Here is a 15,293-nt window from a genome sequence, read left to right on the forward strand (position 1 = left end):
GTGGGTCAGTCGCGGGTGAACACGGCGACCGTACGCGCCGGGACGGTGAACGTGCCCGAACCGGTGTCGTACGAAGCCCTCTTGACCACCGGGTCCGCGCCCCGCGCCTGGATCGGGTGCAGGGTGTGGCCGGTGCCCGCGAGCGCCGGGACGCGCTGCGTGCTCGTCTCCGGGGTGGCGTTGAAGACGACCACGAGCTCACCGAGGCGCATGGTGATCACGCCCGGAGTCTCGTCCGCCCCGGAGAGCGGGAACGAGAGCCGCGACTGGACGTCGGCCGCCGTGGCGAGGCCGAACGCCTTCTCGGTGGAGCGGATCTTCTGCAGGTCCCGGTGGGCGGCGGACGCGCCCTCGATCTGCGGGCAGCCGACGCTCAGCGATCCGGTGGTGAGCAGCGGCTTTCCGTACGGCCACTTGGACCGGTTGTCGGCGGCGGGCGGCAGCCCCCGCCCGAAGCCGTTGCCGTCGCGGCAGTCCCAGTGGATGGCGTTGAACCAGTCGCCGCTGTCGAAGGAGTTGCGGTCGAGCGACTTGGAGCGCAGCAGGTCCGAGCCCGCCTGGGAGAGCGCGGGCCCCTGGGACAGGGTGGCCGTCGCCATGGCCAGGACCTGAGCCCTCGCCCGGTCGTCGGGCGAGGTGCCCGTCGGCAGCTTGAAGGCGAGCGCGTCGTACAGGGACTCGTTGTCGTGGGCGTCGGCGTAGGCGAGCGCGTCGCCGGGGGCGGCGGCGTAGCCGGCCGGGGCGCCGTTGTAGTCGACCTCGGAGCCCTTGACGGTACGGCCGTTCGTGTCGGTGAAGGTGTAGGACGCGAGGTTGCCGGTGAGGCCGACCTTGATCAGGTCCTGGTAGTGCAGCAGCCGGGCCTTCTGCTCCGCGGGGGTTCCGTTGGCCTTGGAGGAGTTGGGAGCGGTGTACAGGCCGGAGGCGAAGCCCTGGACCCCGGGGTCCTCGTCGAAGGGGCCGCCGCCGCGCACGGCGTCACGGGCCCGGTCGGAGAAGGTCGCCACGCCCGTCCCGGCCATGTTCTTCTGGGTGGCCTGGACGAAACGCGCGTCGTCGGCGATCTCGCCGAAGTTCCAGCCCTCGCCGTAGAGGACGATCTTCTTGCCGTCGACCCCGCCGTGCTCGACCGTGAGCGCGTCGAGGGCCTTGCGGACGGCGAGGATGTTGGCCTTCGGGTGGTGTCCCATCAGGTCGAAGCGGAAGCCGTCGACCTTGTACTCCTTCGCCCAGGTGACGACCGAGTCGACGACGAGCTTGCCCATCATGGCGTTCTCGGGCGCGGTGTTGGCGCAGCAGGTGGAGGTGGCGACGGTGCCGTCCGCGAGGAGGCGCTGGTAGTAGCCGGGGACGATCCGGTCCAGGACCGACTTCTCCGCCTGGCCGCTCGCGACGGTGTGGTTGTAGACGACGTCCATGACGACGCGCAGTCCGGTGCCGTTGAGGGACTGGACCATCCGCCGGAACTCGACCGTGCGACGGGTGCCCTCGGGGTCGGAGGCGTACGAGCCCTCGGGCACGGTGTAGTGCAGTGGGTCGTAGCCCCAGTTGTAGGCGTCCTTGGCGGCGGCCTGCGCCACGCACGTCTGCTGCTCGTCGGAGTCGGGGGCGTACACCTTCAGATCGCAGGCCGGGGTGGCCTGGTCGGACGCCTTCTCGGGGATGGTGCCGATGTCGAAGGCGGGCAGCAGGTGGACGTACGACGTGCCGCTGTCGGCGAGGGCCTTCAGGTGCTGCATCCCGGCCGAGTCCCGGTCGGTGAAGGCGAGATAACCGCCGGGATGGGCACTGGTGCGGTCCGCGACGGAGAAGTCGCGGATGTGCAGCTCCTGGATCTGGGCGTCCCTGAGCTCCACGGCCGCGGGCTTCCTCAGGGCCGACCAGCCGCTGGGGGCGAGCTTCGGGTCGGCGAGGTCCACGACGAGGCTGCGGGCCGAGTCGGTGGTCAGCGCGGTGGCGTACGGGTCGGTGACCTGGTTGGTGACCATCTTCTGCGTACTGGGCGCGTACACCGTGACGTCGTAGCGGTACGGCTTGCCGCGCCAGCTCGGCGGTCCGGTGACAGACCAGACGCCGGTGGTGTCGTCGCGGCGCATCGGCACGGTCTTCCCGTCGAGGTCGAGGGAGACCTTACGGGCGGTGGGGGCCCACACGGACAGGGTCGGGCGGCCCCGGGTGAAGACCGGGCCGAGCTTCGCGTCCGTAGCGTCGTAGAGATCGTCGAGCACGCCGGGGATCTGGACCCCCGTGGCGGCCAGCAGTGCGCCGTTGGCCGCCCGCTGGGTGGCGATGAGCTGTCCGCGCAGGGCGTCCGTGACCCGGTCGCGGTCGCGCGGGTCGACGGTGAAGGCCGGGTAGTCCTTCAGGTGCGGGTACTTCGCCTTCTGGGCGTCGGTCAGGGCGCCCGGGTTCAGCCGCAGCCACTGGCCCTCGTCGCTGAGCGCCCCGTCCACGACCCGGAGGGATCCGTCGGGGGCGTACACGAGCTGCTGGCTCGTGGCGTCGGTCGCCTTCACCTTCCAGACGACGGTCGTGCGGTCGATGAACTGGGCCTCGGCCTTGGCCAGGTCGAGCGAGGGCGTGCCCCCGGTCTGCGGGAGCAGATACGCCGGCTGTCCGGCGAGCAGCCAGACCTCGCGGCCGTGGGTGCCGAAGGTGAGGGCCTGATCGCTCGGCAGATCCTTCTGGTCACCCTTGTGGAGGATGTAGTTGAGCGAGGTCGCGCCGTCGGCCAGCGGTACCTCGAAGGTGACCCCGTACGCGTCCTCCCGCACGGGCATCAGCGGCTTGGACCAGTCGGTGGGCTGCGCGGCGCCGGTCCAGGTGTGCAGGCCCCAGCCGTCGTAGTCGCCGTCGGAGCGGTTGTAGTGCAGGACGGCCCTGGCCGGGTCCTGGGGCGGCTTCGCGCCGTCGGGGGCGGTGTCGGCCTGGCCGTCCTTGCCCTGCTCGATCCAGACCTCGCCGGTGCGGGCGAGGGTGATCGTGCGCTGCGGGCCGTCGGCGGTCCCGTCCTTCTCGACGGTGTACGGGACGGTCGTGGCGTCCTCGGGCAGCTTGACCCAGGCGAACGCGCCGTAGGCGTCCCGGCCGGTGAAGGCCGCCTCCCGGCCCTCGGCCCTCAGCTTCCAGCCGGCGTAGTCGCCGTCGGCCCGCCGGTAGTGGACGACGGCGTGGTCGCGCTCGACGGCAACCGGCTTGGCGGGCGGAGGGGTCCGGCCGGCCGTGGTGGACGCGAGCGCGCTCGCGGTACGGCCCAGGGTGTCGACGGCGACGGCCTTGTAGCGCAGGGCGGTGCCCTCCGGGGCGGTGATGTGCTGGGTCACCTTGTACGGCGCGTGGTCCGCGGAGCCGAGGACCTTCCAGGCGCCGGATCCGGCCTGGGCGGCGAAGACGACCCGGTTGAGCCGGCCGCCGTCCACGTCCGCGGAGATCTCGACGGTGCCGGTGGCGCCGGCGGCGGGGGCCTTGAGCGTGAGTGAAGGGCCGGTGGCCGGCCGTGCCACGGGCTCGTCGGCGCGCAGAACGAGCGACGCCAGGGCCGGGACGGTGACGGTGATCTTCCCGTCGGTGGAGTGGACGGCTCCCGAACCCCCGTACAGGGCACGGAAGTCGGCGGAGTCCACCGGCAGCGTCACGGTCTTCTCGGTGGTGGCGTTGTTGAGGGCGACGACGTATTCGGTGGCTCCGGCGCCCGCCCGGGCGTCCGTACGGGAGAAGGCGTACACGGAGTCCTTGGCGTACCGCTCGCGCTGGACTCCGTCGCGCAGCGCCGGGTGCTGTCGCGTGAGCTTCGACAGCGCGGCGATCGCCCGGTAGGTGGGGTGGGCGGGGTCGTACGCGTCGTCGGCGTGGGTGCGGTCGGTACCGAGCTGGTCGTCGTCGAGGTAGTCGGGGGTCTTCGAGGCGAAGAGGGTCTGGCGGGCGTCCTTGTCACCGCCGGCGCCCGTGAAGCCCTGCTCGTCGCCGTAGTAGACGACCGGGTTGCCGCGGCTGAGGAACATCAGCTCGTTGGCGAGCCGGGAGCGCTTCAGCAGTTCGGCGTCGCCTGCGCCGGGGTGGTCCTGCCGGAGGAAGGTCCCGATGCGGCCCATGTCGTGGTTGCCGAGGAAGGTGACCTGCTCATAGGCGTTGGCCTTGTCGGTGGTGTACCGGTAGTCCTCGGCGAATACCTTGGCGAGCCGGTCCGCTCCGGCGCCCTGCGAGGCGTAGGCGCGGGCCGCGTCCTGGAAGGGGAAGTCGAGGGTGGCGTCGAGACGGCCGCGGGTGACGTAGGGGGCGGTGACGGAGGCGTCGGCGGAGTAGACCTCGCCGAACATGAAGAAGTCCTCGCGGCCGCGCTTGGCGGCGTAGGCGTCCAGGGCGGTCGCCCACTGGGTCCAGAAGTCCAGGTCGACGTGTTTCACGGTGTCGATCCGGAAGCCGTCGACGTCGAAGTCGCGGACCCACTTCTCGTAGATCCTCTTCATGCCGTCGACGACTTCGGGACGCTCGGTCCACAGGTCGTCGAGGCCGGAGAAGTCTCCGTACTCGGCGCTCTCGCCCACCCAGGTGGAGTCGCCGCGGTTGTGGTACATCGTCGGGTCGTTGAGCCAGGCCGGGACCTTGCCGCCAGGGTGTGTCCCGGTGGTCGGCGTGTAGGGGAAGGAGTCCTTGTCGACCGTGCCCGGGGTGGTGCGGTCGTCGAAGGGGCGGCCGTTCCGGTCCAGGTAGGGGTGGGACCCCTTGGGCCGGTAGCCGTACGTCTTCTCGGCGTAGTCGACGGTGTCGGCGGTGTGGTTGGTGATGACGTCGAAGTAGACCTTCATGCCCTTGGCGTGGGCCTTGTCGATCAGCCGCTCCAGGTCGGCGTTGGTGCCGAAGTGCGGGTCGACCTGGGTGAAGTCCGTGATCCAGTAGCCGTGGTAGCCGGCGGACGCTCCCCCAGAGCCTTCGGCCTGGGAGGTGCCCCCATTGCCGGTGCCCTGGACGGGCCGGTTCTTGAAGATCGGCGCCATCCAGATGGAGGTGGTGCCGAGCCCCTTGATGTAGTCGAGGCGCTGGGTGAGCCCCTTGAGGTCGCCGCCCTGGTAGAACCCCTTGTCGGCCGGGTCGAACCCGGTCTCGAGCCGGGAACCGGTCAGCCCGCCGTGGTCGTTGGCACGGTCGCCGTTCGCGAACCGGTCGGGCAGGACGAAGTAGAACTGCTCCCGGGTCACGTCGTGCCGCGCGGGCTGCGAGGCGAGGGCGCGGTCGGAGGGCGGAGCGGGCGGGCGGGGTGCGGCGGCGGCCGGGAGAGCGGGCGCGAGCGCCGCGCACAGGGCGGCGGCCAGCGCCGCCGCTGTGGTTCTGCGCCTGCCGCGCGGGGGCTGTGTCACAGGGGTGCTCCTGATCAGGGACGAGAAGGAGGAGTCGCCGCTCCGCGCGCAGCGGGGATGGGCGCGCGGAGCGGCGGTCGGAGGGACACCCGGCGTCAGCCGCGCCAGGTGTCGTTGAGGGTGACCTTGCCGGTCGCCGGCACAGTGGCCGTACGGTTGGCACCGGTTTCCCAGACCACGTTCCCGGAGGCGTCCTTGCGGAGGTACTTGTACGCGAAGGCCGTCCCGGCCGGGAGGGACGCGTCGAGTTTCCAGACGGGGTAGCTCGCCGGGTCCAGCTTCAGGGCGGCCGCAGGGGACCAGTTGCCGAGTTCCGGCCGGTCACCGGTGACGTAGATGTTCTGGCCGGGCGTCGTCGTGGCGTTCACGGCGAAGGACGCGCCCGACGCGGTCGTCGCGCTGCCGCAGCTCCGCGCCCCCGCGTGCAGCGCGAGCGCCGTGTCCGGGGCGAGGGTGGCGGTGAACTGGCCGGAGGCACCGACCGTGACGGGGGTGTTCGACTGGACGTCGCAGTAGGTGCCGGACGGCAGCGAGGTCTGGAAGGTGCGGGTCAGCGGGGACGTCTCGTGGTTCAGGGCGACGTAGGCCTTGGTGCCCCTGCCGAAGGCGATCCGGTCGCCGCCGTCGTCCCACCAGTCGGTGACCGACTGCCCGGTCGACACATTACGCAGGGCGACCATCGAGGCGATCTCCCGCCACGCGTGCTGGCACTTCCAGCCGTCCGCGTAGCAGGCGCCGACCGTTCCGCCGGCCGGCGGCCCGGCGTCCTTGTCGGTCCACTCGTAGCCGGAGTGGACGTCCGGCGCGCCGTACGGCCAGGCCAGCATGAAGACCTGCGCGAGGGTGTAGTTCGCGCCGTCCTTGTAGGTGAGGGTGTCGCCGCCGCGCTCGGTGTCGTGGTTGTCGACGAAGACGGCGGCCTTGCCCGACGGCAGATATCCCCACGCCTCGCCGTAGTTCTTCAGGTAGGCGAGGTTCTCGTTCTGGAAGACCCGCTTGAGGTCGCGGGCGTACCGGAACTCCTGCACGTCGCCGTTGCCGGTGTACTCACCGGGCGAGACGGCCTCGCCCGCGCCGTGGATCGCCTCCTGCTTCCAGTACACGCCGGGGTTGGTGAGCCGGGACTTGATGTTCGCGAGGTCGCCCGCGGGGATGTGCTTGGCCGCGTCGATCCGGAAGCCGTCGACGCCCAGCGACAGCAGGTCGTCGAGGTAGCCGGCGATACGTCCGCGCACGTACTCCTCGCCGGTGTCGAGGTCGGCGAGGCCGACGAGTTCGCAGTTCTGGACGTTGGCGCGGTCGCCGTAGTTGCTGCCGATCTGGCTGCGGCAGTCGTCCATGTCGGCGCCGGAGTAGGTGCCGGGGTAGTCGTACTTCTCGTACGAGGAGCCGCCCGTGCCCACACCGGGCCCGGCCGCCATGTGGTTGATGACGGTGTCGGCGACGACCTTGACGCCGGCCGCGTGGCAGGTGTTCACCATGTCGCGGAAGGCGGTGCGGTCGCCGAGCCGTCCGGCGATCTTGTAGCTGACGGGCTGGTACGACGTCCACCACTGACTGCCCTGGATGTGCTCCTGCGGCGGCGAGACCTGGACGTAGCCGTAGCCGGCGGGACCGAGCGAGTCGGTGCACGCCCGGGCGACGGAGCTGAACTTCCACTCGAAGAGGACGGCGGTGACGTCCTTGTCCCCGGGGGGATCGGCCTGGGCCGCCGGGGCGGGGATCAGCACTCCGGCCGCCGCCCCAGCCGCGAGGGCGAGGACGGCGGCGACGGGTATGCGGGCTCTGGCACTTCTGCGGGCCATGGGGAGCCTCCTGCGTGAGGGGGATACGGCCTCGTGCGGGGCGGCTCGCCCGGGCCACGGGGCCGCGCGTTCACGTGAAACGGTTGAGAAATCTTTCTGCAAGACAGCAGAAATTTATTTCAGACGTGACCGTACGAGCCGCCCGGGCGCCGGTCAACCCTTCTGGCGGCGTCCTCGGCGTACCTGCGCGGTCGATCCGCGGACCACGAGTTCCGGCTGGAAGACGAACTCCGTGCGCTGCACGGGGTTTCCGTCGATCTCCTCGAGGAGCGCGCCGACGGCGGCCGTCGCCATGGCCTGCACGGGCTGGCGCACGGTGGTGAGCGGCGGGTCGGTGAAGGCGATCAACTGCGAGTCGTCGAAGCCCACGACCGAGATGTCCCCGGGCACGTCGAGGCCGCGCCCGCGCACGGCGCGCACCGCGCCGAGCGCCATCATGTCGCTGCCGCAGACGATGCCGGTGCAGCCCTGGTCGAGCAGGGACCCGGCCGCGGCATGGCCGCCCTCGACGGTGAAGAGGGTCCGCTGGACGAGCAGTTCGGCCTCATCGCGGTCGACGCGGAGCAGGTCGCGCATCGCCGCGACGAAGCCTTCGGCCTTGCGTCTCGAGGGCACGTAGCGCGTCGGCCCGACGGCAAGGCCGATGCGTTCATGGCCCAGCTCCACGAGATGACGCACGGCCATGCGTGCCGCCGCGCGGTCGTCGGGCGACACGAAGGGCGCGCTGACGCGTTCATTGAAGCCGTTGATGAGGACGAACGGCACCTTGCGGGCCGTCAGTTCGGCATAGCGCGTGGGATCGGCCGCGGTGTCGGCGTGCAGCCCGGAGAGGAACACGATGCCGGTGACGCCCCGCTCCTCCAGCTGCTCGACCAGTTCGTCCTCGGTGGCGCCACCCGGCATCTGGGTGCAGAGCACCGGGGTGTATCCGTGGCCGGCCAGGGTCTGTTCGATGACCTGTGCGAAAGCCGGGAAGATCGGGTTGGTCAGCTCCGGGATCACCAGGCCGATCAGGCCCGCGCTGCGCCGGCGCAGCCGTACGGGACGTTCGTAGCCGAGCACGTCCAGCGCGGCGAGGACGCGGTGCCGGGTGGGGCCGGCGACGCCCGCCTTTCCGTTCAGTACACGGCTGACGGTGGCCTCGCTGACATTCGCTTGGGCCGCGATGTCCGCGAGCCGCGGGGCGCCCGTCTCGGCGCCCCGCGGCCGGGGAATCGTCACACCGCCCACCACAGGGCGCTGTCGGCGGGCAGTTCGGCGGAGCCGTCCGCGAGGCCGGGCTCGGCGCTGGCGAGGAGCAGCCGCCCGGGTGACGGTATCCGTATCGCCGCGCCGGTGGTGTTCACCGTGCACACGAAGTCGTCCCGGCGGAAGGCGAGCACACCCTCGGGCGCGTCCAGCCAGTCGACCGACTCGCCCGCGCCGAGCGCCGGGAGCTCCCGGCGCAGCGCCAGCGCGCTGCGGTACAGCTCCAGCGTCGAGTTCGGGTCACCGGTCTGCGCCTCGACGCTGAGCGCGGCCCAACTGTCGGGCTGCGGCAGCCAGCTGCCTCCGCTGCCGAAGCCGTACGAACTGCCCTCCGCCGTCCACGGGATGGGGACGCGGCAGCCGTCGCGCAGTCCCTCCTGGCCGTTCTCCTTGAAGAAGGAGGGGTCCTGGCGCACCTCGTCGGGCAGGTCGGTGACCTCGGGCAGGCCGAGCTCCTCGCCCTGGTAGATGTAGGCGGAGCCGGGCAGCGCCAGCATCAGCAGCGCGGCGGCCCGCGCCCGGCGAAGGCCCTGCTCGGCGCTCTCGTCGGCGAACCGGGTGGTGTGCCGGACGACGTCGTGGTTGGAGAGCACCCAGGTGGTGGGAGCGCCGACCGGCCGCATCGCGTCCAGTGACTCGTCGATGGCCGCCCGCAGCGCCGAGGCGTCCCAGCCGGTGCCCAGGTAGTGGAAGTTGAAGGCCTGGTGCAGCTCGTCGGGGCGCAGGTACAGCGCGGTGCGTTCGGCGCTGGGGGTCCAGGCCTCGGCGACGCCGATGCGGTCGCCCGCATACTCGTCGAGGACCTGGCGCCAGGAGCGGTAGATCTCGTGGACGCCGTCCTGGTCGAAGAAGGGCAGCACCTGGTTGCCGAGGAGCTTGAGCTGTTCGCTGTGGCCGAGGTCGGGCAGGCCCGGGGCCTTCACGAGCCCGTGGGCGACGTCGATCCTGAAGCCATCGGTACCCATGTCGAGCCAGAAGCGCAGGATCGAGCGGAACTCGTCCCGTACGGCCGGGTGGTCCCAGTTGAAGTCCGGCTGCTCGGGCGCGAAGAGGTGGAGGTACCACTCGCCGTCCGCGACCCGCGTCCAGGCGGGGCCGCCGAAGATGGACTCCCAGTCGTTGGGCGGCTCGGAGCCGTCGGCGCCGCGGCCGGGGCGGAAGTGGAAGCGCTCGCGCAGCGGCGAGCCGGGACCCTCGGCCAGCGCCCGCTTGAACCATTCGTGCTGGTCGGAGCAGTGGTTGGGGACGAGGTCGACGATGATGCGCAGACCGAGCCGGTGTGCTTCGCGGATGACGGCGTCGGCGTCGTGCAGGGTGCCGAACATCGGGTCGATGGCGCGGTAGTCGGCGACGTCGTAACCCGCGTCCGCCTGCGGAGAGGCGTAGAAGGGGCTCAGCCAGACGGCGTCGACGCCGAGGTCCTTGAGGTGGGGCAGCCGGCTGCGCACCCCTTCGAGGTCGCCCATGCCGTCGCCGTTTCCGTCGGCGAAGCTGCGCGGATAGACCTGGTAGATCACCGCGTCACGCCACCAGCCGGGCTGGGTCCCGGTGGTCGGGTCGGTGGGGGCAGCGAGGTGCTGGGTCATGTCTTCCCTGGTGGTCGGAAGTGGGAGCGGTGCCGGCCCGGGGACGGCCGGACCGGCACCGCAGACGTGGATCGCGTACGGGCGAAGGGCGCGGCGGGGGTCAGGACTTGGTCGCGCCGGCCGTCAGTCCGGAGACGAGATGGCGCTGGGCGAGTCCGAAGACGATCGCCGCGGGCACCGCGATGATCACGGCGGCGGCGGTCAGCGAACCCCAGTCGCTGGTGTACTGGTTGACGAAGCTCTGCAGGCCGCCGGCGAGCGTGAGGTTCTCCTCGCCGGTCATGAAGGCGGAGGCGTAGGCGACCTCGGCCCAGCCGGTGATGAAGCTGTAGAACGCGGTGACCGCGAGTCCCGGCTTCGCGAGCGGCAGGATCAGCCGCCAGAAGGTGCCGAAGGGGTTGAGCCCGTCGACCCGGCCCGCCTCGTCGATCTCGACGGGGATGCCGTCGAAGTACCCCTTCATCATCCAGGCGCAGAACGGCACGGCGATGGTGAGGTAGGTGATGACCAGGCCGATCGGCTGGTTGAGCAGGCCGAGGCCCGCGAGCAGGTTGTACAGCGGCACGATCAGCACGGCGACCGGGAACATCTGGGTGATCAGCAGCATCCACATCAGCGGGCGCATTCCGGGGAACCGGAAGCGGCTGACGGCGTAGCCGGTGGTGGCGGAGATGAACACGCCGATCACCGTGGTCAGGCCGACGACGATCAGCGAGTTGCCGAGCCAGGACAGGAACGCGGTGTCGTTGATGACATGGCTGTAGTTGCCGAGGGTGAAGTCCTTGACCAGCGAGGTGTCGAAGGCCTCGGACTTCGGCTTGAAGGAGGTGACCACCAGCCACAGCGGCGGGAACACCGCGATGACGGAGGCGACCAGGAGCGTCAGATGGAGTCCGGCGGAGGCCAGCGGGGAGCGTTCGCCGCGCGCCCGGACCTTCTTCGGGGTGTGCGTCTGCGTGGTCATGGAGGTCACCACACCTCTCCCTGCTTGCGGAGCGCGCGGCGGTAGACCACGGCGAAGAGCGACAGGAGCAGCAGGATCAGCACGCCCCAGGCGGCGGATCCGGCGTAGTCGCGGGGGCTGACGACGAAGGAGAGCCGGTACGCGTAGGTCACCAGGATCTCCGTGGCGTCACCGGGCCCGCCCCGGGTGAGCAGGAAGATCACCGGGAACATGTTGAAGGTCCAGATGGAGCTGAGCAGGATCACCGTGCTGCTCACCGAGCGCAGCCCGGGCAGGGTGATGTGGCGGAAGCGCTGCCAGGCGGTCGCGCCGTCCATCTCGGCGGCCTCGTACAGCTCGCCGGGGATGGACTGGAGCCCGCCGAGCAGGGCGACGAGCATGAAGGGGACACCGAGCCAGACGTTGACCGCGATGACGGAGATCTTGGCCCAGGTGGGGTCGTTCAGCCAGGAGATGCCGTCGAAGCCGCCACCGGTGAGGAGCTTGTTGAAGAGGCCGCCGCGCTCGTTGAACAGCAGCCGCCAGGTGAAGACGGAGACGAAGGCGGGCACTGCCCAGGGCAGGATCAGCGCCATGCGGTAGAAGCCGCGGCCCTTGATCTGCCGGTTGAGCATGTTCGCCAGGACGAGGCCGAGGGTGAAGGAGACGGCGACACAGCTGACGGTCCACACGACGGTCCAGCCGAGCCGGTCCCAGAAGACGCTGTCGCCGAGGATCGCCTTGTAGTTGTCGAGACCGATGTACTCGTAGGTCGCCGGGATGTGATTGACGCCGATGGTCCGCTCGACGTTGGCCTCGTTGGCGTCGGTCAGCGACAGATAGATGCCGCGCACCAGCGGATAGCCGATGATCACGCCGATCACGGTCACCACCGGAACGACCATGCTCCAGGCGTACCAGTGGGTGGACAGCGCCCTGCGCAGCCTGCCCGGGTTCTTGTCAGTGCGGTGGCCGCGGCCGCGGGCGCCTGGGGCGCCCGCGGCCTGCGTCACCGACTGGCTGGTCTCGACAGCCATTGGTCGGTCAGCCCTTCCCGTGACTTACTTGTAGTCCTTGAGCAGCTTGCCGTAGGCCTCGCCGCTGCTCTTCGCGGCCTGCTCCGGGGTCGCCTTGCCGGTGAGCACCTTGGCCATCTCGACCTTGAGGGGCTCGAAGAGCGAGTTGCCCTCGGGGATCCACGGGCGCTCGACGGCCTTGTCGACGGCCGGCTTGAAGAACTTCACCATCTCGTTGCCGGAGACCGAGGGGACGGCGTAGACGGAGGTACGGGTCGGCAGCAGGCTGAGCTTCTCGGTCGTCTGCTGCTGCACCGTCGCGGAGCTCATGTACTTGGCGAACTCGTAGGAGGCGTCGAGGTTCTTGGAGCCCGCGTAGACGGACAGGTTCCAGCCGCCCTGCGGGGATCCCTGCTTGACGCTGCCGGCCGGGACCGCGGCGATGCCGAGGTTCGACTTGTCGGTGAACTGCTTGCCGGCGCGGGAGTCCTCGATGGCCCAGGGGCCATTGAGCATCATCGCGACGTCGCCGTTCTTGAAGGCGTTCTGCATGTTGTTCCAGCCGTCGGCGGCGTCGGTGATGGCCGCCTTCGAGTCGACGAGGTCCTTGATGGCGGCGAACGCCTTCACACCGGCCGCGTCGTCGACGGTGATCTGCTTGTCCTTGGCGTTGACCATGTCGCCGCCCTCGCCGTAGAGGAAGGGGAGGAACCAGTAGGCGTCGTCGCCGCGCATGTAGAAACCGGTCTTGCCGGTCTTCTCCTTGATCTTGGCGGAGGCGGCCTTCAGCTCGGCGATGGTGGCCGGCGGCGTGGCGACACCGGCGTCCTTGAGCATCTTCTTGTTGTAGAAGAGCGCCATGGTGTCGATGACCTGCGGGACCGCGTAGGTCTTGCCCTTGAACTTCGTCGAGGCGGCGGCCTGGGGGAGGTAGTCCTCCGCCTTGTCGATCGCCGGGGTGCCGTCCAGCGGGGCGAGGTATCCGAGGTTGGCGAAGTCGGCGACCCAGGCGACCTCGGTGCGCATCACGTCGGGCGCTCCGGAGTTGCCGCCCGCGGCGTTCTTGAACTTGGAGTTCGCGTCACCGAAGGGGACGTTGACGTACTTGACGTCGACACCCGGGTGCAGCTTCTCGAAGCCCTCGGCGAGCGCCTGGTAGGTGCCCTTCTCCGCCTCGTTCGAGGTGTCCCAGTAAGTGACGGTGCCGGAGAGCTTGCCGCCCTTCTTGGCGCTGTCGCTCCGGGTGTCGCCGTCCCCACCGCACGCCGCCATCGTCAGGCCGAGGGCCGCGACCAGCGCGGTGGCCGCTATGCCACGCCGCATGTGAACTCCTTCAACAGGTCCCTCCCCCGAAAGCTTCCTCGCCTCGGGGGACCTCCGGGGCCTGTCTCGGCTCCGGGTTGCCAGGAACGTAACAGGGATGCAAATGAGCCGAAAGACCTTGCGGCAATTTTCTGCAAGGGCAGCGATTCGTTACATCCGCGTGTCCTTACGGTTGCCATGAGAGAGCTTGACAGAGGCGTCCGAACGGGCCTGAACAGGGCGGGGCGGGGTTGCCATGCCCCCGGAAGCTCTGCAAGCCTTTTCGTAAGCACTTGCAGGACCGTTTCAAGGCCACCCCTCATGTCGTTACAAGGTCAGCCGCTCTGACAAGCGAGGACACCGCACATGACTCATGACCTCACCTCCTCGGCCCCGATGCCGGACCAGCGCCTCGCGAGCCCTGCCGGCAGGGAGAAGGAACAGGACTGGTGGCGCGACGCCGTCATCTACCAGGTCTACGTCCGGTCCTTCGCCGACAGCGACGGGGACGGCGTCGGCGATCTGCGGGGCATCCGCGAGCGGCTCCCGCACCTGCGCGACCTAGGGGTCGACGCCGTCTGGCTGACACCCTTCTACGCCTCCCCGCAGGCGGACGGCGGCTACGACGTGGCCGACTACCGGGCCGTCGATCCGCTCTTCGGGGACCTCTCCGACGCCGACGACCTGGTGCGCGCCGCCCACGCCCTGGGCCTGCGGGTCATCGTCGACATCGTCCCGAACCACACGTCCGACCGGCACGCCTGGTTCCGCCGGGCGCTCGCCGACGGTCCCGGGTCACCGATGCGGTCCCGTTTCCTCTTCCGCCCCGGCAAGGGAGAGGCCGGTGAACTGCCCCCCAACGACTGGGAGTCGGTCTTCGGAGGCCCCGCCTGGACACGCGTCGCGGACGGCGAGTGGTACCTCCACCTCTTCGCACCCGAGCAGCCCGACCTCGACTGGGACTGCCCCGAGGTGCGCGACGAGTTCGAGTCGGTGCTGCGGTTCTGGCTGGACCTCGGTGTGGACGGCTTCCGTGTCGATGTCGCCCACGGCATGGTCAAGGCCCCCGGTCTGCCCGACATCGGCCACACCGAGCAGGCCCGTCTGATCGGCACCCAGGTGCTCCCCTTCTTCGACCAGGACGGGGTCCACGAGATCCACCGCAGCTGGCGCCGGCTGCTCGACTCCTACCCGGGCGAGCGGATCGCGGTGGCCGAGGCCTGGGCTCCGACCCCCGAGCGGCTCGCCCTCTACGTACGCCCCGACGAGCTGCACCAGGCCTTCAACTTCCAGTTCCTGAACTGCCCCTGGGACGCGGGCGCGATGCGGGCCGTCATCGACGCCTCCCTCGCCGCCACCGCCTCCGTGGGCGCGCCCACGACCTGGGTGCTCTCCAACCATGACGTGGTACGTCACACCACCCGCTACGGAGACGGCGTCACCGGTCTGCGCCGGGCGCGGGCCGCCGCGCTGCTGATGCTGGCGCTGCCCGGCTCCGCCTACATCTACCAGGGCGAGGAGCTCGGCCTGCCCGAGGTCACCGAGCTGCCCGACGAGGTGCGTCAGGACCCGGCGTTCCACCGCGGCTCCGGCCAGGACGGGATGCGCGACGGCTGCCGCGTCCCGATCCCCTGGTCCGGCAGCGAGGCGCCGTACGGCTTCGGGCCCGGCGGGAGCTGGCTCCCGCAGCCCGAGTCCTGGCGCGACCTGTCCGTCGCGGCGCAGACCGGCGACCCGCTCTCCACCCTGGAGCTGTACCGCTCGGCGCTCGCGCTGCGCCGCGGTCTGCCCGGACCGGACAGCGGCCCGATGCGGTGGCTGCCGGGCCCCGAAGGGGTGCTGGCGCTGTCCCGTCCGGGCCTCGTCTGCACCCTCAACACCCTGGGCCGTGACATCCAGCTCCCCCGCCCCGGAAGGAGGCTGCTCTCCAGCGTGCCCTGGCAGCCCCAGGAGCGGCCGGAGGACGGCCCGGAGGGGAGCACTGTCCTTATTCCCGCCGATTCCTGCACGTGGTGGGCAATCTGACGTGCGAGCGGTAC

Annotated in this window: 8 protein-coding genes; 1 reads left to right on the top strand and 7 read right to left on the bottom strand. The window is 70.4% G+C overall.

The window, feature by feature from the left end:
• Window positions 1–5: 5 nt before the first annotated feature.
• The 7 genes from pulA to ACZ5VC_RS02450 form a co-directional block, all read right to left on the bottom strand.
• On the bottom strand, window positions 6–5,354 hold the full coding sequence (gene pulA, locus ACZ5VC_RS02420; RefSeq protein ID WP_469118252.1) for a pullulanase-type alpha-1,6-glucosidase: 5,349 nt from the start codon (window positions 5,352–5,354) through the stop codon (window positions 6–8).
• 95 nt (window positions 5,355–5,449) lie between these two features.
• A complete protein-coding gene (locus tag ACZ5VC_RS02425) occupies window positions 5,450–7,159 on the bottom strand; it encodes a carbohydrate-binding module family 20 domain-containing protein (protein WP_469118253.1) in 1,710 nt (569 codons plus the stop codon).
• 153 nt (window positions 7,160–7,312) lie between these two features.
• The gene (locus ACZ5VC_RS02430; protein WP_469118254.1) at window positions 7,313–8,389 is read right to left on the bottom strand and encodes a LacI family DNA-binding transcriptional regulator; all 1,077 of its coding nucleotides are present in this window, start codon (window positions 8,387–8,389) and stop codon (window positions 7,313–7,315) included.
• Window positions 8,377–9,993 (bottom strand): glycoside hydrolase family 13 protein, encoded by a 1,617-nt coding sequence (locus tag ACZ5VC_RS02435; RefSeq protein ID WP_469118255.1) that lies wholly within the window; start codon window positions 9,991–9,993, stop codon window positions 8,377–8,379. Before ACZ5VC_RS02435 ends, ACZ5VC_RS02430 begins: the two co-directional genes overlap by 13 nt.
• Window positions 9,994–10,093: 100 nt before the next feature.
• Window positions 10,094–10,957 carry a sugar ABC transporter permease gene (locus ACZ5VC_RS02440; protein ID WP_469118256.1) on the bottom strand — a complete coding sequence of 288 codons (864 nt, stop codon included), beginning with the start codon at window positions 10,955–10,957 and terminating at the stop codon, window positions 10,094–10,096.
• Window positions 10,958–10,962: 5 nt separating this feature from the next.
• A complete protein-coding gene (locus ACZ5VC_RS02445) occupies window positions 10,963–11,973 on the bottom strand; it encodes a carbohydrate ABC transporter permease (RefSeq protein WP_469118257.1) in 1,011 nt (336 codons plus the stop codon).
• A gap of 24 nt (window positions 11,974–11,997) precedes the next feature.
• A complete protein-coding gene (locus ACZ5VC_RS02450; protein ID WP_469118258.1) occupies window positions 11,998–13,275 on the bottom strand; it encodes an extracellular solute-binding protein in 1,278 nt (425 codons plus the stop codon).
• A gap of 345 nt (window positions 13,276–13,620) precedes the next feature.
• Here ACZ5VC_RS02450 and ACZ5VC_RS02455 point away from each other — a divergent pair, with 345 nt between their 5' ends.
• Complete coding sequence (locus ACZ5VC_RS02455) at window positions 13,621–15,279, top strand: glycoside hydrolase family 13 protein (RefSeq protein ID WP_469118259.1); 1,659 nt, start codon at window positions 13,621–13,623, stop codon at window positions 15,277–15,279.
• Window positions 15,280–15,293: the final 14 nt, after the last annotated feature.

This window comes from Streptomyces sp. NPDC033174 (assembly GCF_055577795.1).